We start from the raw sequence: 20,031 nt of genomic DNA on the forward strand, positions 1-20,031 counted from the left end.
AGACAAGACGCTCCTTGACCGTTATTGCCCCGCTGATCGCCTCAGGCACACGCCTGCGTGCAGCGCTCTACCGCGAAAGCGGTTTAGTCCCATGGCACTAGTCGGAGCTGGTGCCATGTTTGTGTTGAGTCCGCAATGCGCACCAAAGCGGAAGTCCGCTAACGCCCACGGATTTATGAGTTCACGCCCTCGTCGAAGGACGCACGGCAGGACTCCAGGGATTCTTCATGCACTGACGAACCTCACGGTCAGGACGCCTACACCGGGATCGGATTGGCCGCCGCGAAATGGCAGGCGGCGAATTGTTTGGGCGCGGCCTCGCTGAGCTCAGGCCGCTCCTTGCGACAGCGCTCGACGTGATCCGCCGCGTCGGACCCAAGCTCAGCCGACTATGGCTTCGGCCTCGATCTCGACCTCGTAGTCACCAACCAGACCAGAGACCTCGATGAGCGTATTGGCCGGCCTGATGCGGCCGAAATAGCGGCCATGGACCCGGGCAACGGGTTCCCATTGGCTTGCATCCCTCAGATAGATGCGCGTCCGGATCACATCCTCGAGCGTGGCACCGAGCGATCCCAGCGCGGCCATGATCTTGTCCAGGATGTAGACGGTCTGCGCCGCGGGATCGCCCCGACAGACGACGGCACCCTTGGCGTCCGTCGCCGTGGTGCCGCTGACCAGCACCCGGTCGCCGATGCGAATAGCGCGGCTGTATCCGCATAGGGCTTCCCAGATGCTGGCGGAATCCACCCTGAGGCGCTGCGGCCGCGAATCGGCGGGTACGGCCTTGTAGACCTTGGGAACGCTGGACAGGTGATGGCTCAAATCTCCCGAGGCGGTGAGAAAGGGCGGTCTTCGATATTCATCGCCGCAGTCTCCCGGAATGCGCTTCGACCCCTGGAACGCCGCCTCGATTGCCGAGCGGTCGGCATCGTCGAGGGCGAAGGCGAAGGTCCGGAGATTGTCCTCCCGGTGCTCGCGCTCTCCCAGCCGCGCGCCGACGATGACGGCGGCGACCGCCTTGTGGTCCAGGATCCAACGCGTGGCGACATTGGCGATCGACACGCCGTGCTTGCCGGCGACGCGATGAAGCGCGCCGAGGATCCCCTGCAGCACCGCCCAGCCGCCGATCGCGTCGACGAACCGCTTGTACTTCATCTTGCTCCAGTCGGCGATGTCACTCGCCGTCGGCTCGGGCCGTCCCAGCCACCGCTCCGATATCAAACCGCCACCGAGCGTGCCATAGGCGAGCAGCTTGATTCCGTGCTCGATGCAGAATTGGCTCATGTCCTCTGCGGCGCGCCGATCCATGAGCGAGAACGACACCTGGTTCGAGACGACGGGAATGCCGTGCTTCACCAGGACACGGAGATGATCGGTATTGAAATTGGTGACGCCGAGATGGCGGATCAGACCCTCGCGCTGCAATGCCGCGAGCTCAGTCATGGCGTCCAGATAGCCCGGATGCTCGAAGGTCCACCAGTGGAACTGCATGAGGTCGATCGTCGACACGCCGAGCCGGCCGAGGCTGCGCTCGACCCCGGCCCGAACCACGTCGGGCGTCATCGCGCCGGGACTGGGGCACCATTTGGTGGAGACGAAGGCGCGCTCGACACCCTTCGGCTTCTCGCGGGCAATGCGCTGGAGCAGGCGGCCGGCGACCACTTCGGCGCTGCCATAATGGTCTGCCATGTCGAAGCTATCGAAGCCGGCCCGCACATAGTCCAAGAGCGCCGCCGCCCCCTTGTCGACATCCAGGACCTTCCCGTCGCGCTCCATATCGGCGATCTGCCACAGGCCGGTCATGATCCGGCTGGTCGTGAGGCCGGGCGCCAGATCGATGCGCTCCGGCGCGGAGGATCGCGGGGGCATTGTCTTGTGTGCTCAAATCGGCAAGGTCGGAAATGATAGCACCCGGCGCGGGTGCCGGGAAACTTCGGCGGGTTGCGTCGCCGAGCCGGCCTATAATGCCCGAGCCGCGATCATGGAAAGGCGTTGGGAGCGATGTCGATCCTCATCTTCGAGAACGCCTTGCTGCTCGACACGAGGGAGATGGTTCGGCGCGAGGCCATGCATGTCGCCATCGAGGGCGATCGCATCCGCGAGGTCTCCGACCGGCCGATCCAAGCGGGTGCGGCGCGGCGCGTCGATGTGCGGGGCCGGACTTTGATGCCCGGCCTGATCGACGCGCATTTCCATACCTTTGGCATCTACTTGAATATGTGGCGTGCGGAGGACGCGCCGTTGACCTTCATGACGGTGATCGGGCTGCAGCGCCTGAGCGGCGCGCTGGATCGAGGGTTCACCACGCTTCGCGACACCGGCGGCGGCGATTGGGGAATCCGCCGGGCCATCGATGAGGGTTTGGCGGTCGGACCGCGTCTGTTCATCGCCGGCAAGGCGATCAGTCAAACCGGCGGCCATGGCGATCAGCGGCGGCGCACCGACGACCAGACGATGTGCGCCTGCAGCAATGCCCATCATTTCATCACCCGGATCGCCGACGGCGTCGATCAGGTTCGCCACGCCGCGCGCGACGAGTTGCGGAAGGGCGCTGATTTCCTGAAGCTGATGTGCTCGGGCGGCGTGGGCTCCCCCAATGACCCGCTCGAGAATCGGCAATACTCACGCGCAGAGGTCGAGGCCGCGGTGGACGAAGCCGAGGCCTGGAATACCTATGTCGCCGCCCACGCCTACGCTGCCCATGCCATCGCCCACGCCGTCTCATGCGGCGTGCGCTCGATCGAGCATGGCAACATGGTGGACGAGGCTACAGCCGCACTCATGGCCGAACGCGGCGCAATCATGGTGCCGACGCTGGTGTGCTATCGCGAGACCCAGCGGCGCGGAACAGAGCTGGGGCTGACATCGATCGTCATGGGCAAGCTCGCCCGGGTCAACCAGGCGGGCCTGCAAATGTTGGAGATCTGCAAGCGGGCAGGCGTCAAGATGGGGCTGGGCACCGACTTGATGGGTGAGCTGCATGTGGCCCAATCCGATGAGTTCGCGATCCGCGCGCAGGTCCTGAGCGCAGCCGAGATCATTGCCTCGGCCACCCGCGTCAATGCCGAGCTCTTGAACTGCTCGGACGAGCTGGGGGTGATCGAGGTCGGCGCTTACGCCGATCTGCTGGTGGTCGACGGCGACCCCTTGGAAAACCTCGACTTGCTGCGTGGCGCGGGCGCGCATTTGCCGGTCATTATGAAAGGCGGCGCCTTCCACAAGAACCGTTTGGATTGAACCTGCGGCGGCGCGGGCCGTAACAGTGTGCGGCAGGCGGAGATCGGGACGCCGCGGCCGATGCGCCGTCAATCGCCGTAAAGCGCCTTGATCGAAGGCTCACATCGACCAACAATGCCCGCTGCTTGAGGGGGACCGAGAATGATGATGACGAACCGGATCGCCGCCTCGTGCGCGGCATTATGCCTCCTGGCGACGGCGGCCCATGCGGGCACCTTGCGATATGGCGGCACGACGCCGCCCTTGACCATGGATCCGCACGCGACCAACGATTTCGTGACCGCAGGCTTGGTTCGGCAAGTCTATGACAGCCTGGTCAGCCTCGGCGACGACATGAGCATTGGTCCGGGCCTGGCGACGGCCTGGAGCTATCGTAGCAATGCCACCTGGCGCTTCACGATTCGAGACGGGGTGAAGTTCCAGGACGGCTCTCCCTTGACCGCGGACGACGTGATCTTCTCGATCCTCAGGCAGAAGACGAGCCCACTCTACGGAGCGTTGTTTGGCGACATCCAGACGGCGACCAAGATCGACGGCTCCACCATCGATGTGGCCTCGGGCGTTCCCGATCCGATTCTGCCGCGCAAGATGGTGCGGCTGTTTGTCATGTCGCAAGCCTGGGCCAAGGCAAACGGGGCCGAGAAAGTCCCCGACCTCGGTGCCCAGGGCACCGAGGGCTTTACGCTCCGCCACGCGCTCGGCACCGGACCGATGCGGTTGGAGACGCAGGAGCCCGGCCGCCGCACCGTGTTCCAGCGGAACCAATCCTACTGGGGTGCCTTCGGCGGAAATGTCGACGAGGCCATCTACACGCCGATCGGATCGGGGCCGACCCGGGTGGTGTCGCTCTTGTCGGGCGACCTCGACTTGATCACCGATTTGCCGAACCAGGACCTGGACCGGGTCAAAGGCGCGCCCGGATTCAAGGTGGCTCAAGTGTCGCAGCAGCTGTTCATGGAACTGGAGATGGACGGTACCCGCGAGGTGGCGCTCGACGTCTTCGACAAGGCCGGCACGCCGCTTAAGGCCAATCCGCTGAAGGACGTCCGCGTGCGACAGGCCTTCGCCCATGCGATCGATGCCAATCTGATCGTGCAGCGGGTGATGCGCGGGCAGGCGGTCGTGGTCGGCACCGCGGCCGCGGTCGGGCTCGAGGGGTATCAGAAGGATCTGGATGTTCATTGGCCTTACGACATCGACCGAGCGAAGTCGCTGCTAGCGCAGGCGGGGTATCCCGACGGCTTCGCGGTCCAGCTCAACTGCCCGGTCGAGCGCTATATCAACACCGACGAGATCTGCCGCGCAGTCGCCAGCATGCTGGCGCGGGTCGGGGTCGAGGTGCGCGTCAAGACGATCGTCTGGCCGGAATTCGCCCGCCTCTTGGTCAACGGACCGAACTCGAGTTTCCATCTCATCGGTGCTGCGGGGAACTCCGGCGACACCCAGGATACCTTCGTGTCGGTGATGGCGACCCGCGACAAGCAGAAGAACCGCGGCGCCACCAATTGGGCGCTCTGGACCAACCCGGAGTTCGACGGCGTCGTCGATGCGCTGGTGGGCACCTTCGATCCGGCGCGCCGGACCGAGCTCTACCGCCGCGGCTTGAGCATCGGTCGCGACCAGGTGCATGCGATATACCTGCACCAGCCGGTGTTGAGCTGGGGGATGAAGAATGCAGTGAACGTGCCCGCCCGTGCCGATGGCGCAGTCATGCTGCAAGCGCTGACGGTTCGCTAGCGCGGCCGGCGGTCCCATGGCCGCCTTAATCGCCACCCGGCTGCTGCACGGCGTGTTGGTGGTGCTCGTCGTCAGCGTATTGGCATTCCTCTTGGGCGATGTGGTTGGCGATCCGGTCGCGAGCATCCTCGGCCTCGACGCGACCGCCGCCGACCGGTTGGCGCTGCGCCAGCGCCTGCATCTCGATGATCCCCTCGTGCTGCGTTACCTGCATTCCCTCGCCCTGCCTTTGCACGGAGATCTCGGTGTCTCGTACACCGCGCAACGGCCAATAACGGACCTGCTCGCCGAGCGCATCCCGGCAACCGTCGAGCTGGCGGCCACGGCGCTTCTTCTATCGCTTTCGATTGGCGTTCCGATCGGCGTCTATGCGGCGGTGCGGCGGGGGCGTGTCGATGCCGGCTTGCTGATGGGTCTGTCCATCTTCGGGGTGTCGCTGCCGACCTTCTTCTTCGGCATCCTGCTCATTCTGTGCTTCTCGCTGGTGTTGGGCTGGTTGCCGCCATTCGGGCGCGGCGAGGTGGTGCGTCTCGGCGGCTGGACCACGGGCCTGCTGACCCTATCGGGTCTGAAGTCGCTGATCATGCCCGCCCTGTCTCTGGCGTTCGGGCAGGTCGCTCTGCTCGCCCGGTTGACGCGGGCGGAGATGTTGGACGTGCTGCGCAGCGACTATATTCGGTTTGCTCGCGCGCGCGGGCTTCGCGACCGCACCATCCACCTGTCGCACGCCTTGCGCAATACCTGGATCCCGATCATCACGGTAAGCGGCATCCAGCTCGGCTACCTGTTGGCCTTCGCGGTGGTGGTAGAGCAGGTGTTCCAATGGCCGGGCATGGGGCTCTTGTTCTTGCAGGCATTGGAACAGACCGACGTGCCGGTGATATCGGCGTTCTTGATGACCGCCGCCCTGTTCTTCGTCGGCATCAATTTCGTGGTCGATCTCTTGTATGCGGTGGTCGACCCTCGGCTGCGGATCCGGGCATTGGCGGCTCGGTCGTGACGCTGCTGGCGACCGTGTCGCCGTGGCTGCACCGGCTCAGGGGTTCGCCGCCGGCCGCTTGCGCGGCTTTTGTCCTGATCGCGCTCATCGGCGGCGCTGTCTTCGCGCCCTGGCTGGTGCGGACCGATCCTTATGACCTAGCGACGCTCGATCTCCTCGACTCACATCTGCCGCCGGCCTTTCTCACAGGCGGCGATACGCGTTATCTGCTGGGCACCGACAGCCAGGGCGCTGACCTCTTGTCGCTGATTCTTTACGGCCTTCGCGCCTCGCTGATCGTCGGGCTTCTGGCGGTGGCGCTGTCGGTCGCACTCGGCACCACCGCAGGGTTAGTCAGCGGCTATCTCGGCGGTCTCGTGGACGGCATCCTGATGCGCATGGCCGACGTCCAATTCACCTTTCCGGCTCTCCTGCTGGCGCTGCTGATCGGGGGCATCAGCCAGAAGCTGCTGACCGACGCAGCCCGTGTGGCGATGGCGATGCCGATCCTGGTGCTGGCGCTGGGCATCGCGCATTGGCCGCACTTCGCCCGGCTGGTCCGCGGTGCGGTGCTGGTCGAACGGGAGAAGGACTATGTGGCGGCAGCCCGGCTGGTCGGTCGCGGGCCCGCCCACATCATGGCCGCACAGCTCCTGCCCAATGTGCTGAACCCGATCATCGTGCTAGCGACCTTGGACATAGCTTTTGCCATCATGTCCGAGGCGACGCTCTCGTTCCTGGGCTTCGGCATGCCTTCGAGCCGGCCGTCGCTCGGCACGCTGATCCGGATCGGCTATGGCTACTTCTTGTCCGGAGAATGGTGGGTCGTGCTGTTTCCCGGGTTGGCGCTGGTGTTGACCTTGGTTTCCGTCAACCTGCTCGGGGACTGGCTGCGCGACTGGCTCGATCCGAAGTTGCGGTAGGCCCTCTCGCGGCAAATGTCGGTCCAATGGCACTTTTCGGACCTCGCGCGACGTCCGACTTGAGTCCCTGCTGCGCACCAAAGCTGAAGTCCGCCAACGCCCACGGATTTATGAGTTCGCGCCCACGTCGAAGGACGCACCGCAAGACTCCAGGGCTTCCTTTTGCACTGGCGAACCTCACGGTCAGGACGCCTACACCGGAATCGGATTGGGCCCAGCGAAATGGCAGGCGGCGAATTGCTTCGGCTGCACCTCGCGGAGCTCGGGCCGCTCTTTGCGGCAGCGCTCGGTGGCGATCGGGCAGCGCGTGTGGAAGGCGCAGCCCGGGGGTACTCGCGCCGGGTTGGGAACGTCGCCTTCCAGCACGATGCGCCGCCGCTTGGCATCGGGGTCCGGCTCGGGGGCCGCCGAGAGGAGGGCTTGCGTGTAGAGATGGTGCGGAGCGACGCGTCGGCCTATCACGCAGCGCCGCGGCGCGAGCCTGCGAGCGCATTGCCGGCAAGGGCGGCCAACACGATGGCGCCGCCGATGAGCGCCAGGTCGCTCGGCCGCTCGGCGATGGCGAGCCAGACCCAGATCGGCCCCAGCACCACCTCGACCATGCCCAGGAGCACGATCTCGGTCGCGCTGAGATAGCGGGCCGCGCGGATCATGAGGACGTTGGGCAAGCCGATCTGAAAGACGCCCATGACCGCGAACACGCCCACGTCATGGGCGGAGGCGGAGAAGGGCCAGGCGAGCGGCAGGCCGATGGCGCTCGCCATCAGCCCCGCCAGCAAGGCTGTGGGCGCCATGTCGAGATTGGCGCCGGCCATGCGCAAGGGCGTCACCTGGCCGGCATAGGTGATGGCGATGCCGAAGGCGAAGACATTGCCGAGGAGCCCGGTGCCGGTCGCCAGCGACTCCCAGAACATGAGTGCGATGCCGGTGGCGGCGGCGACAAGCGCGATCCAGGTCCGGGGCGGCACCCTTTCGCCCAGCACCATCCATCCGGCGAGCGCGGTGACGAAGGGGGCCGCGCTCATGATCACCACGGTGTTGGCGACGGTGGTGTGCTTGATCGCCAGCACGAAGCAGTAGAACGACGACGCCAGAAAGAAGGCGCTCACCAGCCCGATCCAGCCGACGGCCCGGATCACGGCGAAGGCTTTCAATCGATGCTGGAGGAACAGCACCGTTGCCACCACCAGCACCATGAACACCGAGCGCCAGAACACCACCTCCCAGGCCGTGGTCTCGGTCTGGCGCACCAGCACGCCGGCGAGGCTGAAGCCGGTCGCCGCCGTCACCATCAGGCCGATGCCGAGAAGGCGGTTCTTGCGCAAGCTGGGGGCGAGGGGCGGCCTCGCGATCTCCGCGGGCGCGATATCGGCATGGGGCATGAGCGACGGCTCGGGGGCTGTAGGCGGCGGTCGGTCGCTTCTTGTAGCAGGGGCCCGGCGGCCGGGGCTAGGGAGCCTTCGCTCTTGCGAGTGCCGCTAAAGAAGGCCCCTGATCGTTGACCGAAGCGTCAATGCCCGCCATATTGTCGGTCATGGGCGCACCATTTCACGCTGCTAGCGGTTTTCTCCGAATGCCCGGCCCCTCTCGATACGAGCGGCCGGAAACCTAGCGTACTGACCTAGCATCGTCAGCGGTTCTTCCGGCCCTCCCTTCGCGGAGGGTTTTTCGTCCGTGCAACCCGCACCCGAACCGGAGGAAGCCATGACCAAGGTTCTGATCACCAGCGCGCTACCCTACATCAACGGCGTCAAGCATCTCGGCAATCTCGCAGGCTCGATCCTGCCAGCCGATATCCACGCCCGCTTCCACCGTCAGATCGGGAACGACGTTCTTTTCCTGTGCGGCACCGACGACCACGGCACACCCGCCGAGCTCGCCGCGCTCGCGGCCAATCTCGACGTCGCCGCCTATTGCGAGCGGCAGCACGCGACCCAGGCCGGCATCTATCGCAACTTCGGCATCTCCTTCGATCACTTTTCCCGCACCTCCGGCCCAGCCAACCATGCGCTAACCCAGGAATTTTATCGCCGTCTGGACTCGGCCGGGCTCATCGAGGAAAGGGTCATCAGGCAACCCTACTCCGGGACCGATCGCCGTTTTCTTCAGGACCGCCTTGTTGAAGGGACATGCCCCCATTGCGGCGATCCGGGCGCGCGCGGCGACCAGTGCGACGCTTGCGGGCGCCTCCTCGACCCGGCCGATCTGGGATCGCCCCGGTCGGCGATCTCCGGGGCCGTCGACGTCGAGTTCCGCGAGACGCGTCACCTCTTTCTAAAGCTCGCAGGCTTCGAGGGTCGGTTGCGCGAGTGGATCAGAACGCATCCGGACTGGCCGCCACTTGTCCGCGGTATCGCTCTCTCTTGGCTTGACGAGGGTCTCAAGGATCGCTGCATTACGAGGGACCTAGCCTGGGGCGTGCCGGTCCCGCGTCCCGGATTCGAGGGCAAAGTTTTCTACGTCTGGTTCGACGCACCAATCGGCTACATCGCCGCCGCAGTGGAATGGGCGGACAAGGCGCCCGGTCGGGATTGGCGCGACTGGTGGCAAGGCGGCTCCGAGGTCAGGCACGTCGAGTTCCTAGCCAAGGACAACGTGCCGTTTCACGCCGTGTTCTTTCCTTCGGTCCTGTTGGGATCAGGCCTGCCGTGGAAGCTTCCCGATCTCATCAAGGGCTTCAACTGGCTGACCTTCGAGAGCGGGAAGTTTTCGACGAGCCACGGTCACGGGATCTTTACGGACGAGGCTCTGAAAGAGCTGCCTGCGGACACTTGGCGCTGGTGGCTCGCCGCAAACTCGCCCGAGGGTGCGGACGTCGATTTCTCCGCTGACAGGTTCGTGGAGACCGTGGATAAGGACCTGGCCGACGTCTTCGGCAATCTCGTCAATAGGTGCCTCGCCTTCCTCGGTTCGAGGTGGGGAGGTGTGGTGCCGGAAGGTGGTGATCCTGGGTCGGCGGAGGTGGCGCTCCGATTGGAGCTGGATGTCCGGCTGTGCACTTTGCGGCTTGCGCATGAGCGCGCGCAGATCCGCAGGGCTGCCGGCGAAGTGCGTGGGATCTGGGCGCTGGCGAACGCCTATCTCGCGGAGCAGGCGCCCTGGACCGTGGTCAAGCACGACAGAGCTCGAGCGGCGGTCGTCACACGGACGGGAGTCAATCTCGTGCGGCTGGCAGCGGTCGTGGCCTGGCCGTTCATCCCGAGCACTGCGGAAAGGGTACTTGGGGTGCTGGGAGAAGAAAAGCTGCATCCCGTGTTCCCAGGAGACGCTGGCGAAGCCCAGGAGGCGATCGGCTCCGGCAGAGGCATTGAGGTGCCGCCGGTCCTGTTTCCCAAGCTTGGCGCTGAAACGGCGGCCCGGTTGGCAAACCGCTATTCTCGAAGCGCAACCACCGAGCTTCTCCTGCCTTAGCACTGCGAGCACCACCGCTTGCGCTGGCTGCGAGCGGCGGGGAATACTGCAGAAAGGGTGGCGGCGAAGGCTTGGGCCGATGGTCGGAACGATGCGGCAGCTTCCCGGACAGCCGGCCGGTGTCGCCGGCGACGGCGCCGCATTTCTCGATGCGGTACGCTTACTGACGCCGGACATCGAGGCGGCATCCGCTGGGATCGATCGCGAGCGCCGCCTGCCGGAGCCGCTGGTGGAGGCACTCCTCGAAGCCCGGCTCTACCGCATGCTGCTGCCCAGCGCCTGTGCCGGCGCCGAGCTCGATCCGATGAGCTATCTAAAGGTCATCGAGGCGGTCGCCAGGCTCGATGGGAGCCTCGCCTGGTGCTTGGGCCAGGCCTGTGGCAGCAGCATGATCGCGGCCTACCTCGCCCCCGAGGTTGCCCGGGAGCTCTTTGGTCCGCCGCGTTCGGTCCTGGCTTGGGGGCCGGGTGCGGGGCGCGCGGTTGCTGTTCAAGGCGGCTTCCGGGTTACCGGCAGGTGGAGCTTCGCCAGCGGCGGCCATGAGGCGACCTGGCTCGGCGGGCATTGCGCGCTCATCGAAGGCGATGGCACGCCGCGCCTGGGTCCTGGCGGCGTGCCGGCCATCCGCACCATGCTGTTCCCGGCCAAGCGTGCCCAATGGAGCGACATTTGGCAGGTCATCGGCCTCCGCGGCACTGCCAGCGACGCTTACGCGGTCGCGGATCTGTTCGTGCCCGAGGCCCATACGGTCTCCCGCGAGGCCTTTGCCGAGCGGCGCGATCAAGGCGCTCTCTACGGCCTCACGCAAATCGGCCTCTATGCCACGAGCTTCGCCGGTGTCGCCCTCGGCATCGCGCGTCGCATGCATGAAGATTTCATGGCGCTGGCGCGGGAGAAGCCATCGTTCGGCCTCCGCACGACCTTGCGCGACGGCGCCGTGGTCCAGAGCCGGGTCGGCCACGCCGAAGCCACGCTCGGCGCGGCACGCAGCTACCTCTTGGGCACCTTGGAGGAGATCTGGCGGACGCTGGGGCCCGGCGGCCAAGCGACCCTGGACCAGCGCATGCGCATCCGCCTGGCGGCGACCTTCGCCATTCACCAGGCCGTCGCCGTGGCCGACGCGGCCTTTCACGCCGCCGGCGCCACCGCGATCTTTGCCGACAACGCCTTCGAGCGCCGATTCCGCGACATCCACACCGTGGCCCAGCAGGTGCAGGGACGCTCCGAGCATTTCGAGACGGTGGGCCAGCACCTTCTCGGGCTGGCGGCCGACACCGCCTTGGTGTGACCTAACGTCCGCCGAAGCTCAAGAGGCTCGGCGCCTTGTCGATGATCTCGTTGAGGATGTCCTCGGCGACCTTGAGATTGCGGCGCGCCTCGTCATCCAGCCGCTCGGCGTAGCGGGATTGGCTCAGCTTCGCCTTGGTGTCGTGCAAGGTGCGGAGCTCCTGCATGAAGATCTCCCGCGTGCCGAGCGGCAGGCTCGCATGCGCGGCGAGCACGTAGAGGAACTTGATGCTGGCGCGAATCAGCTCCTTGTAGGTGACCGCGGTGAGCTCGTCGAAGGTCTGCTGCAGGTCCGGGTTGGCGCCATCCTCCATGCGGTTGAGCCGCCCCTCGATCAGAATCGAGAAGGTCTCGAACTCGCCGGCCTTGTCGCGAAACGCCCGATAGGCATGAAAGCTATTGGCGGACGCCGCTTGCTGGGCCGCATGGCCGGCAAGCTCGTGCACCTCGCGGACATGCACCTCGAGCGCATCCACGAGGTTCTCCACCTCGGCGCGTGTGTAGAATTTCGCTCGCATTTTCGCTTTCTCTAAGGCGCGGTCGGCTCCCCGGGCGATCGATCTTACACGAAAGAGCCGGCTCGCCCGTGCGGGGGCGGCCGTGCTATGAGGCGCCGCCATGTTGCACATCAATGGACTCGTCTACCGGATCGGCGGGCGGCTGTTGTTCGACGGCGCCACGGTGGCGGTGCCGGCGGGCCACCATGTGGGCCTGGTCGGCCGCAACGGGGCCGGCAAGTCGACCCTGCTCAAGCTCATCCTCGCCGAGGTCCAGGCCGATGCCGGCACCATCCGGCTGCCGCGCCAGGCCCGGATCGGCGCCGTGGCGCAGGAGGCGCCCGGCGGCGAGGTGACGCCGCTGGAGGCGGTGCTTGCCGCCGATACCGAGCGCGCCACGCTGATGGCGGAAGCCGAGACCGCGGTCGATCCCCATCGCATCGCCGAGGTGCAGACACGGCTCGCCGACATCGCCGCCCATGCGGCACCGGCACGGGCGGCGGAGATTCTGGCCGGTCTCGGCTTCGACCAGAGGGCGCAAGCCCGCCCCTTGTCGGACTTCTCCGGCGGCTGGCGCATGCGCGTGGCCTTGGCTTCGCAGCTCTTTCGCGCCCCCGACATCCTGCTGCTCGACGAGCCGACCAACCATCTCGACCTCGAAGCCACACTCTGGCTCGAAGGCTTCCTCGAGCATTACCCGGGGACGCTCGTCCTGGTGAGCCACGACCGCGAGCTCTTGAACCGCGTGGTCGGCCATATCCTGCATTTGGACTCGGGCAAGCTCAGGCTCTATGCCGGCGCCTATGATGCGTTCCTGGTGGCTCTGGCCGAGCAACGCGCGCTGGAAGCGGCAAGTGCCGCCAAGCAGGAGGCGGCGCGCAAGCATATGCAGGCCTTCGTCGACCGCTTCCGCTACAAAGCCTCGAAGGCGCGCCAAGCGCAGAGCCGCTTGAAGGCGATCGAGCGGCTGGGGCCGGCGGCCGCCATCCGCGTCGATCCCAGGGCCCCCGACTTCCACTTCCCGGAGCCGGTGGCGCTGGCCCCGCCCTTGATTGCGTTCGACGGCGTTTCGGTCGGCTACGAGCCCGGCCGACCGATCCTCCGGAATATCGGCCTCAACATCGACCCCGATGACCGCATCGCGCTCTTGGGCGCCAATGGCAACGGCAAGACCACCTTCGCCCGGCTCGTGGCCGGACGCCTCAAGCCCATGGCCGGACGGCAGACCCGATCCTCCAAGCTCGGTGTCGGCTTCTTCGCCCAGCATCAGCTGGAAGAGCTGGAGCCCGATCGCACCCCGATGCAGCACCTGGCGACGGCGCTCGCGGGCGCGCAGGAGCGCGAGATCAGGGCGAGGCTCGGCCGCTTCGGCTTCGGCGAGCAGCATGTCGGGCTCGAGGTCGAGAAACTGTCGGGCGGCGAGCGCGCACGGCTCAGCCTCTGCCTCATCAGCCTCGCCGCACCGCAGCTCCTCATCCTGGACGAACCGACGAACCATCTCGACGTCGATGCCCGCGAAGCCCTGGTGGAGGCGCTCGGCGAGTATTCCGGCGCGGTCATTCTGGTGAGCCACGATCCGCATCTGGTCAGGCTCATCGCCGATCGCCTGTGGCTGGTCGCCGACGGCACCGTCCGGGACTTCGAAGGCGACGTCGACGATTATCGCAACTGGCTGTTGGAACAGGGCCGCGCCGAACGCCGCGCCGGCCGCGAAGCCGCCCAGCGGGCGAAGGCGAAAGCGGAAGCCCTGCCGAAGGCCACCGCGGAACCGGTGAAGGAGCGGCCTCAGCGGCCAAGCCGGGAGCGCCTGCAGGCCTTGCGTCGCCGAGCCCGCAAGGCGGAGGAGTCGCTGTCCCGGCTGACCGCCGAGCGCGCCGAAATCGAGAGCGCGCTCGCCGACCCGGCCACATATCAGGGCGGCGGCGAGAAGGTCGCCACGCTCACCCGCCGCAAAGGTCACATCGAGCGCGAGATCGCCGAGACCGAGCGGTCTTGGCTGGAAGCCTCCGAGGCGCTGGAGGCGGCGGAATGAGCGGCGGCGCCAGGGCGATTGAGGATGGGGGACGCGATGGCTGGTGAAGCCGAGCCGATTGGGCCCAAGATCGATTGGCGCCCGGCGAAGGCGCCGGAGCGGGTCGTGCATCAAGGACGCTATGCGCGCCTCGAGCCGATCGATCCGGAGCGCCATGGCCAGGATCTCTACGCGCTCGCCAAGGGCGAGGATCGGCTCTGGACCTATATGGGCTACGGGCCCTTCGCCGACCTGGCCCAGTTCCGCGCCTGGCTCGCCGAATGCGCGGCCACGAGCGATCCGCTGTTCTTCGCCGTGATCGACGAAGCCGGCGGCCGCGCATCGGGCATGGTGAGCTATCTCCGCATCACCCCTGGCCAGGGCGGGATCGAGATCGGCAATATCTGGTTCGCCCCGGTCCTGCAGCGCACCCGGCAAGCGACCGAGGCGATCTTCCTCATGGCCCGGCAAGTGTTCGAGGGCTGGGGCTATCGGCGCCTGGAGTGGAAATGCAATGCCTTGAACGCGCCCTCCAGGCGGGCCGCCGATCGCTTCGGCTTTGCCTATGAGGGCACCTTCCTCCAGCACATGATCGTCAAGGGCCGCAACCGCGACACCGCCTGGTTCGCCATGCTGGATGGCCAATGGCCGGCGATCCGCGCCGGCTTCGAGCGCTGGCTCGAGCCGGCGAATTTCGACGCGGACGGCCAGCAGCGCCGGTCCTTGCGCGAATGCGGCGTAGCAGCGCCGAAGCGGCCGGTCTAACGCGGCTCTTCTTTGTCCGAGGCCTCGAGCGAGGCCGCGAGCTTTTCGCACTGATCGGCCAAGGCCAGGAGCTGCAGGCGAATGCCGGGGATGTCGAACGTGCGCGCGAGCCGGCGCAGCACGTTCGCCTGCTCCCTGAACTCCGCTGCTTGCGGCCCCGCGGGCGATTGCTGCGACACCGTCAACCCCCCGTTGCGCCACCCATCCTTGGTCCGCAACGCAATCACCTCAAATGACATTATTGAGGCGGCTAGCACTCGCTACCCAAGAGTGCCAAACGCCTGCACGCCTTGCGAAAGGCTTGGGGCCGCCCTAGCCTCCAGGGAAGACCAGCGTGATCGGGAGGATCTCTGCCATGTCGGTTGCCAGCGAGCGCGCCGAGGCGGTCGAAGCCGCCGTCGACCGGATCCGTCGCATCGAGCGCGATGAGGGGGTCACGCGACCGGCCCTCGATTCCATCAAGGCGGTGTTGATCGAGCTCGCGGCCAAGCATGCGCTGTTCCCCCGCGCCGATTTTCCCCTGCCGCCCGAGGGTGCCCGCGACCGGCTCTATCGCCTCGCCGAAGACCCGGACCGCCGCTTCGCGCTCTATCTCAACTCGGGCTCGCCCGGAAAGCAGACTCCGCCCCACAACCATACGACCTGGGCCGTCATCGTCGGCATCGACGGCGAGGAGCACAACCGGGTCTATGAGCGCAATCCGGATCACACTCAGCCAGGCAAGGGGACGGTCAAGATTGCCCGGGAATTCACCGTCGGCCCGGGCACCGGCATCGCTTTCTTGCCCGATGACGTCCATTCCATTCATGTGCTGTCGAGCCGGCCGATCATGCATCTGCACATGTACGGCATGAGCCTCGAAAACCTGCCGAACCGGGTGAGCTATGACGAGAAGGCCGGCACCTACCGCACCTTCCCGGCGCATCCCGACATCCGCGAAGCGCGGCCGGCGGCCGCCAAGTAAGCAGCACGCCAACGAGGCCCCCACCCTAACCCGCCCCCACCTTTGGTGGGGGAGGGGACATGAGGCGCGCCTCTCCACTCCCTCCCCCGCGCGTTAGCGTGGGGGAGGGTGGGGGTGGGGGCACTCGTCGGGGCCGCCAACGCACAAAAGAAGAGGCCGGAGCGAACGGCTCCGGCCAGCGAGGCTAAACAGGGAGGGTTGAGAACGGATCGGTCTCGCCGACCCCCTCTCAACCACTCACCTGTGTACTGCATTTTCGTAAAGGAAAGAAGCCGGCGATTTTGAAACCGTGCGCATACTGCGACAGCGTGGCAAAAGCGCAACAAAGCAGCAAATCGCTGCCCACAACCAGGGCAGGATGCATATTTTTGCATCGCAGCATTTTCTTGAATTAGTGCGTCTATTCAATATATTATTAGTCATGCACCGCAATAAGAAGGTGATCGGGGATGGGAACGCTCGCTCCTAAGCGAGGTACCCTCACATGCGTTTTCCTATGGTTGTTCCATTCTCTAGCGCCGAGGCCGCGAGCCCGGGCCTGGGCACGCTCGGCACCATTGCCCGCCTCATCGTCGGGCGGCTCCGGCGCTGGCTCGACAAGCAGGCCGTCCTCTCCGAGCTCCATGAGCTCGATCAGCGGACTCTCAATGATCTCCGGATCTCGCCCAGCGATTTCGAGGCGATCGCTGACGGCTCCTATCAACGCGAGGTGCCGTGGGAGAACGCGCCGCTCGCTCTCGACATGGCCAAGGTCGCGCGCTTTTCCACAGAGCGGCCCTATCAATATTACTGAGCGACGGTAGGTCACTCTCCCTGCGCCTAGTGTGATGATTCCGAAGTTCGTCGGCGAACTTCGGAATCTGAATCACACTAGATTCAAATGATTAGTGTCCCGCCCCTGAAATTCGCGGACGAATTTCAGGGGCGGGACACTAGGGCGGGGTCAGGACAGCTTCTTGCGCATCTCGATCGAGGTCGGCTCGGTGAATCCGGGATGGGCGTGGCGGGCGACTTCCCGGTAGCCGGCGGCTTGAAAGAGCCGCTGGTTGTCGGGAAGCGCCACCCGGACCTCGAGCGAGACCGAGAGGGCGCCGGCGCGCCTGGCTTCGGCCTCGACGAATTCGATCAGCGCCCGGGCGACACCCCGTCCGCGGTGGTCGGCAAGCACGGCGAGCCGGCCGAAATAGACATTGGTGCCGGTCTGCTTGAAGAGCACGCAGCCCGCAAGATTCGGCCCGAAGGACGCGATGCCGCTGCCGTGGCCGTCCACGAGCTTGGTGCGGACGGCTTCCGGCGTTTCCTGGAGCGCCGAGGACTCCGGCTTGAGGCGCCCCTTGTAGGGCGAAAACGCCGCGTTGATGAGCCGCGCGAGGAGTGCTGCATCGCCTACCTCGCCGCGGCGCACATGGAGTCTCGCCAGCGCCTCCGACACGGCCGTCACTCGCGATAGAGCGTCTTCGGGTCGACCACGACCGGGAGCACGTCGATGAGCTCGTCGCCCTTGAGCACGCGGAAGAAGCAGGCGCGGCGCCCGGTATGGCAGGCCACACCGGTCTGCTCGACCTTGAGGAGGATGGTGTCGCCGTCGCAGTCGAGGCGAAGCTCGACCAGGCGCTGCGCCTGCTTCGAGGTCTCGCCCTTGCGCCAGAGCCTGCCGCGCGACCTCGACCAGTAGCAGACCTGGCCGGTGCGGATCGTCTCGGCCAGCGCTTCCAGGTTCATCCAGGCCAGCATCAGCACCTCGCCGGTGTCGTGCTGCTGCGCCACCGCGGGCACCAGGCCGTTCTGGTCGAAGACGACCTGCGCGGCCAAGGCCGGGGGGAGCGAGGGGCTCACGCCGCCTTTGCGGCCTGGGTCAGGCGCCCGAAGCCCGCTTCCAAATCGGCGATGAGGTCGCTCGGATCCTCGAGCCCGATATGCAGGCGCAAGACCGGACCCTTCCGCGTCCAGGGAACGGCGGTGCGGATCTTCTCCGGATGCTGCCAGAGGACCAGGCTCTCGAACCCGCCCCAGCTCGCCCCCATGCCGAAGAGGCCCATGCCGTCCAGCATCGCCTCCATCGCCGGGCGCGGATACTCGCGCAGCACCACGCCGAAGAGTCCTGAAGCTCCGGTGAAGTCGCGCTTCCACAGCGCATGCCCGGGGTCGTTGGGCAAAGCCGGATAGAGCACCTCGGCCACTTCCGGCCGCGCCCGCAGCCATTCGGCGACGATGCGCGCATTCGCCTGGTGCTGCTTCAGGCGGACGCCGAGGGTGCGCAAGCCCCTCAGCCCGAGATAGACGTCGTCGGGCCCAGTGGCATAGCCGAGCGCGCGGACGCTGGCCCTAACGGGATCGATCGCGGCTTCGGTCGCGGTGATGGTGCCGAGCATCGCATCGGAATGGCCGACGATGTATTTGGTGGCGGCGTGGATGGAGACATCGACGCCGTGGCTGAAGGCGTTGAACAAAATGCCTCCGGCCCAGGTGTTGTCCATCAGCACCACCGCACCCGCCGCATGCGCGGCCGCGGCGATGGCCGGCACGTCCTGCACCTCGAAGGTGATGGAGCCGGGAGATTCCGTGTAGACGATCTTGGTGTTGGGTCGGATCAGCTTGGCGATGCCGGCGCCGGTCAGCGGATCGTAGTAAGTGGTCTCGATGCCGAAATTCTTCAGCGTCACGTCGCAGCAGCGACGCGCCGGCGCGTAGACCGAGTCGACCATCAGCACATGATCGCCGGACTTGACGAAGGCGAGGATGGCGGCGACCACGGCGGCGAAGCCCGAGGGCACCACCCGCGTCGCAAACCCGCCCTCCGCCGCCGCGACCGCCTCCTCGAAGGCCCGGTGCGTGGCGGTGCCGTGGCGTCCATAGGTCGTGGCCTTGGGGTTGGGCACGCTCGCCGCCTCGTGCGCGGCCACGGTCGGGTAGAGGATGGTGGAGGCGTGGTAGACCGGCGGATTGACCACGCCCTCATGGGCCCTCGGATTGCGCCCGGCATGCACGAGCGTGGTATCCAGCTTCATCTTGCTCTTCATGGGTGCTCTCGTCGCTCCTGGGCCATGCGTCCGGAGATGGCCGCATGGCCGGGATCGGACGTCCTTTTAAGTGTGTAGCGCGAAGCCCAAGCGGTTTGAAGAGCCTTCGTGGGCGCCGGGATGCCCGAACCCCGGCTTTTGCGTCCGGCGCGCCCCCCGTGTATCTTTGCCGGCAAAGGCGCCGAACGGCGGGGTACCAGGAGGCTCACACTGATGGCGACGGCAATGCATCCGGCGGACGAGCACAAGGTCTCGAGCGAGGTCATGATCCACATGGCCGGCGTGCACAAATGGTTCGGCGAATTCCATGTGCTGAAGGACATCAATCTGACGGTGCATCACGGCGAGCGCATCGTGGTGTGCGGACCCTCGGGCTCCGGCAAGTCCACGATGATCCGCTGCATCAACCGGCTGGAAGAGCACCAGAAGGGTCAGATCATCGTCGACGGCATCGAGCTCAGCCAGGACGTGAAGAACATCGACATGGTCCGGCGCGAGGTCGGCATGGTGTTCCAGCAGTTCAACCTGTTTCCGCATTTGACCGTGCTCGAGAACCTGACCTTGGCGCCGATCTGGGTGCGCAAGATGCCGAAGGCCGAGGCCGAGGACATCGCCACGAAATACCTGGAGCGCGTGCGCATTCCCGAGCAGGCAAAAAAATACCCGGGCCAGCTCTCCGGCGGTCAGCAGCAGCGGGTTGCGATCGCCCGCTCGCTGTGCATGAGCCCGAAGATCATGCTGTTCGACGAGCCCACTTCCGCGCTCGATCCGGAGATGATCAAGGAGGTGCTCGACGTCATGGTTAATCTGGCCGAGGAAGGCATGACCATGGTGTGCGTGACCCACGAGATGGGATTCGCCCGCACGGTCGCCGACCGCATGATCTTCATGGACAAAGGCGAGATCGTCGAGCAGGCGCCGCCGAAGGAATTCTTCGCCAATCCGAAGTCCGACCGCACCAAGCTGTTCCTCTCCCAGATCCTGAAGCACTGAGTCCGGCAAGAGCGGTATCCGTTCAGCTGGAATCATTTTTTCTTCGTCATTGCCGGGCTTGACCCACGGCTGTCCGGTTTAGTTTTTGTAGACAGGGCGCATGACGTTGATTCATCTGCGTCTGGAACGTCTGGCAACGTTTCTGAACACGGAAGGGACCAACGTCATGCACCACCAGAATAGCGTATTTCACAGCGTTCATAA

General features: G+C 65.9%; 18 protein-coding genes. 11 read left to right on the plus strand and 7 right to left on the minus strand.

Annotation, left to right across the window (positions count from 1 at the left end; all coding sequences use genetic code 11):
• Positions 1–381: 381 nt before the first annotated feature.
• On the minus strand, positions 382–1,872 hold the full coding sequence (locus HY058_22285) for an aldo/keto reductase (protein ID MBI3500031.1): 1,491 nt from the start codon (positions 1,870–1,872) through the stop codon (positions 382–384).
• Between the two features lie 132 nt (positions 1,873–2,004).
• Between HY058_22285 and HY058_22290 the strand changes: the two genes are divergently transcribed.
• The 4 genes from HY058_22290 to HY058_22305 all read left to right on the plus strand — a co-directional run bounded on the left by HY058_22290 (position 2,005) and on the right by HY058_22305 (position 6,879).
• Positions 2,005–3,240, plus strand: a complete 1,236-nt coding sequence (locus tag HY058_22290) for an amidohydrolase family protein (protein ID MBI3500032.1) — start codon at positions 2,005–2,007, stop codon at positions 3,238–3,240.
• A 141-nt stretch (positions 3,241–3,381) separates the two neighbouring features.
• Positions 3,382–4,977 (plus strand): ABC transporter substrate-binding protein, encoded by a 1,596-nt coding sequence (locus HY058_22295; GenBank protein MBI3500033.1) that lies wholly within the window; start codon positions 3,382–3,384, stop codon positions 4,975–4,977.
• Positions 4,978–4,993: 16 nt separating this feature from the next.
• A complete protein-coding gene (locus HY058_22300) occupies positions 4,994–5,977 on the plus strand; it encodes an ABC transporter permease (protein ID MBI3500034.1) in 984 nt (327 codons plus the stop codon).
• On the plus strand, positions 5,974–6,879 hold the full coding sequence (locus HY058_22305; protein MBI3500035.1) for an ABC transporter permease: 906 nt from the start codon (positions 5,974–5,976) through the stop codon (positions 6,877–6,879). The genes HY058_22300 and HY058_22305 overlap by 4 nt, the downstream gene beginning before the upstream one ends.
• Positions 6,880–7,071: 192 nt before the next feature.
• Here the strand turns inward: HY058_22305 and HY058_22310 are convergent, their stop codons facing one another.
• Positions 7,072–7,455: a hypothetical protein gene (locus tag HY058_22310; GenBank protein ID MBI3500036.1), complete on the minus strand. Its 384-nt coding sequence runs from the start codon at positions 7,453–7,455 to the stop codon at positions 7,072–7,074.
• On the minus strand, positions 7,338–8,261 hold the full coding sequence (locus HY058_22315; GenBank protein MBI3500037.1) for a DMT family transporter: 924 nt from the start codon (positions 8,259–8,261) through the stop codon (positions 7,338–7,340). The genes HY058_22310 and HY058_22315 overlap by 118 nt, the downstream gene beginning before the upstream one ends.
• 322 nt (positions 8,262–8,583) lie before the next feature.
• Here HY058_22315 and metG point away from each other — a divergent pair, with 322 nt between their 5' ends.
• Both metG and HY058_22325 read left to right on the plus strand, forming a co-directional pair.
• Positions 8,584–10,290 (plus strand): methionine--tRNA ligase, encoded by a 1,707-nt coding sequence (metG, locus tag HY058_22320; GenBank protein ID MBI3500038.1) that lies wholly within the window; start codon positions 8,584–8,586, stop codon positions 10,288–10,290.
• Positions 10,291–10,381: 91 nt separating this feature from the next.
• The gene (locus HY058_22325; GenBank protein MBI3500039.1) at positions 10,382–11,578 is read left to right on the plus strand and encodes an acyl-CoA dehydrogenase family protein; all 1,197 of its coding nucleotides are present in this window, start codon (positions 10,382–10,384) and stop codon (positions 11,576–11,578) included.
• A gap of 1 nt (position 11,579) precedes the next feature.
• On the opposite strand, the gene HY058_22330 is transcribed toward HY058_22325, so the two are convergent.
• The gene (locus HY058_22330; protein ID MBI3500040.1) at positions 11,580–12,095 is read right to left on the minus strand and encodes a hypothetical protein; all 516 of its coding nucleotides are present in this window, start codon (positions 12,093–12,095) and stop codon (positions 11,580–11,582) included.
• Between the two features lie 100 nt (positions 12,096–12,195).
• Between HY058_22330 and HY058_22335 the strand changes: the two genes are divergently transcribed.
• Both HY058_22335 and HY058_22340 read left to right on the plus strand, forming a co-directional pair.
• A complete protein-coding gene (locus HY058_22335) occupies positions 12,196–14,106 on the plus strand; it encodes an ABC-F family ATP-binding cassette domain-containing protein (protein ID MBI3500041.1) in 1,911 nt (636 codons plus the stop codon).
• A gap of 36 nt (positions 14,107–14,142) precedes the next feature.
• Positions 14,143–14,850, plus strand: a complete 708-nt coding sequence (locus tag HY058_22340; GenBank protein MBI3500042.1) for a GNAT family N-acetyltransferase — start codon at positions 14,143–14,145, stop codon at positions 14,848–14,850.
• Here the strand turns inward: HY058_22340 and HY058_22345 are convergent.
• A complete protein-coding gene (locus tag HY058_22345) occupies positions 14,847–15,029 on the minus strand; it encodes a hypothetical protein (GenBank protein ID MBI3500043.1) in 183 nt (60 codons plus the stop codon). The two genes, HY058_22340 and HY058_22345, sit on opposite strands and share 4 nt — an antisense overlap.
• Before the next feature lie 176 nt (positions 15,030–15,205).
• Here HY058_22345 and HY058_22350 point away from each other — a divergent pair, with 176 nt between their 5' ends.
• A complete protein-coding gene (locus tag HY058_22350) occupies positions 15,206–15,814 on the plus strand; it encodes a cysteine dioxygenase family protein (GenBank protein ID MBI3500044.1) in 609 nt (202 codons plus the stop codon).
• Positions 15,815–16,310: 496 nt separating this feature from the next.
• Entirely contained in the window at positions 16,311–16,607 is a 297-nt protein-coding gene (locus tag HY058_22355; GenBank protein ID MBI3500045.1) for a hypothetical protein, read from the plus strand.
• A 150-nt stretch (positions 16,608–16,757) separates the two neighbouring features.
• On the opposite strand, the gene HY058_22360 is transcribed toward HY058_22355, so the two are convergent.
• A complete protein-coding gene (locus tag HY058_22360; GenBank protein MBI3500046.1) occupies positions 16,758–17,255 on the minus strand; it encodes a GNAT family N-acetyltransferase in 498 nt (165 codons plus the stop codon).
• Positions 17,252–18,016 (minus strand): phosphoribosyl-AMP cyclohydrolase, encoded by a 765-nt coding sequence (gene hisI / locus HY058_22365; GenBank protein ID MBI3500047.1) that lies wholly within the window; start codon positions 18,014–18,016, stop codon positions 17,252–17,254. Before hisI ends, HY058_22360 begins: the two co-directional genes overlap by 4 nt.
• A gap of 1,082 nt (positions 18,017–19,098) precedes the next feature.
• Between hisI and HY058_22370 the strand changes: the two genes are divergently transcribed.
• Positions 19,099–19,827, plus strand: a complete 729-nt coding sequence (locus HY058_22370) for an amino acid ABC transporter ATP-binding protein (protein MBI3500048.1) — start codon at positions 19,099–19,101, stop codon at positions 19,825–19,827.
• Positions 19,828–20,031 lie beyond the last annotated feature (204 nt).

Source organism: Pseudomonadota bacterium (assembly GCA_016195085.1).
Classification (GTDB): Bacteria; Pseudomonadota; Alphaproteobacteria; order SHVZ01; family SHVZ01; genus JACQAG01.

Excerpts from the sequence above, each read along its gene's own strand:
- HY058_22285 (MBI3500031.1), bottom strand. The coding sequence starts at position 1,872 with ATGCCCCCGCGATCCTCCGCGCCGGAGCGCATCGATCTGGCGCCCGGC.
- HY058_22290 (MBI3500032.1), top strand. The coding sequence starts at position 2,005 with ATGTCGATCCTCATCTTCGAGAACGCCTTGCTGCTCGACACGAGGGAG.
- HY058_22295 (MBI3500033.1), top strand. The coding sequence starts at position 3,382 with ATGATGATGACGAACCGGATCGCCGCCTCGTGCGCGGCATTATGCCTC.
- HY058_22300 (MBI3500034.1), top strand. The coding sequence starts at position 4,994 with ATGGCCGCCTTAATCGCCACCCGGCTGCTGCACGGCGTGTTGGTGGTG.
- HY058_22315 (MBI3500037.1), bottom strand. The coding sequence starts at position 8,261 with ATGCCCCATGCCGATATCGCGCCCGCGGAGATCGCGAGGCCGCCCCTC.
- metG (MBI3500038.1), top strand. The coding sequence starts at position 8,584 with ATGACCAAGGTTCTGATCACCAGCGCGCTACCCTACATCAACGGCGTC.
- HY058_22325 (MBI3500039.1), top strand. The coding sequence starts at position 10,382 with ATGCGGCAGCTTCCCGGACAGCCGGCCGGTGTCGCCGGCGACGGCGCC.
- HY058_22330 (MBI3500040.1), bottom strand. The coding sequence starts at position 12,095 with ATGCGAGCGAAATTCTACACACGCGCCGAGGTGGAGAACCTCGTGGAT.
- HY058_22335 (MBI3500041.1), top strand. The coding sequence starts at position 12,196 with ATGTTGCACATCAATGGACTCGTCTACCGGATCGGCGGGCGGCTGTTG.
- HY058_22340 (MBI3500042.1), top strand. The coding sequence starts at position 14,143 with ATGGCTGGTGAAGCCGAGCCGATTGGGCCCAAGATCGATTGGCGCCCG.
- HY058_22350 (MBI3500044.1), top strand. The coding sequence starts at position 15,206 with ATGTCGGTTGCCAGCGAGCGCGCCGAGGCGGTCGAAGCCGCCGTCGAC.
- HY058_22355 (MBI3500045.1), top strand. The coding sequence starts at position 16,311 with ATGGTTGTTCCATTCTCTAGCGCCGAGGCCGCGAGCCCGGGCCTGGGC.
- hisI (MBI3500047.1), bottom strand. The coding sequence starts at position 18,016 with ATGGCTGCGGGCGCGGCCGGAAGTGGCCGAGGTGCTCTATCCGGCTTT.
- HY058_22370 (MBI3500048.1), top strand. The coding sequence starts at position 19,099 with ATGATCCACATGGCCGGCGTGCACAAATGGTTCGGCGAATTCCATGTG.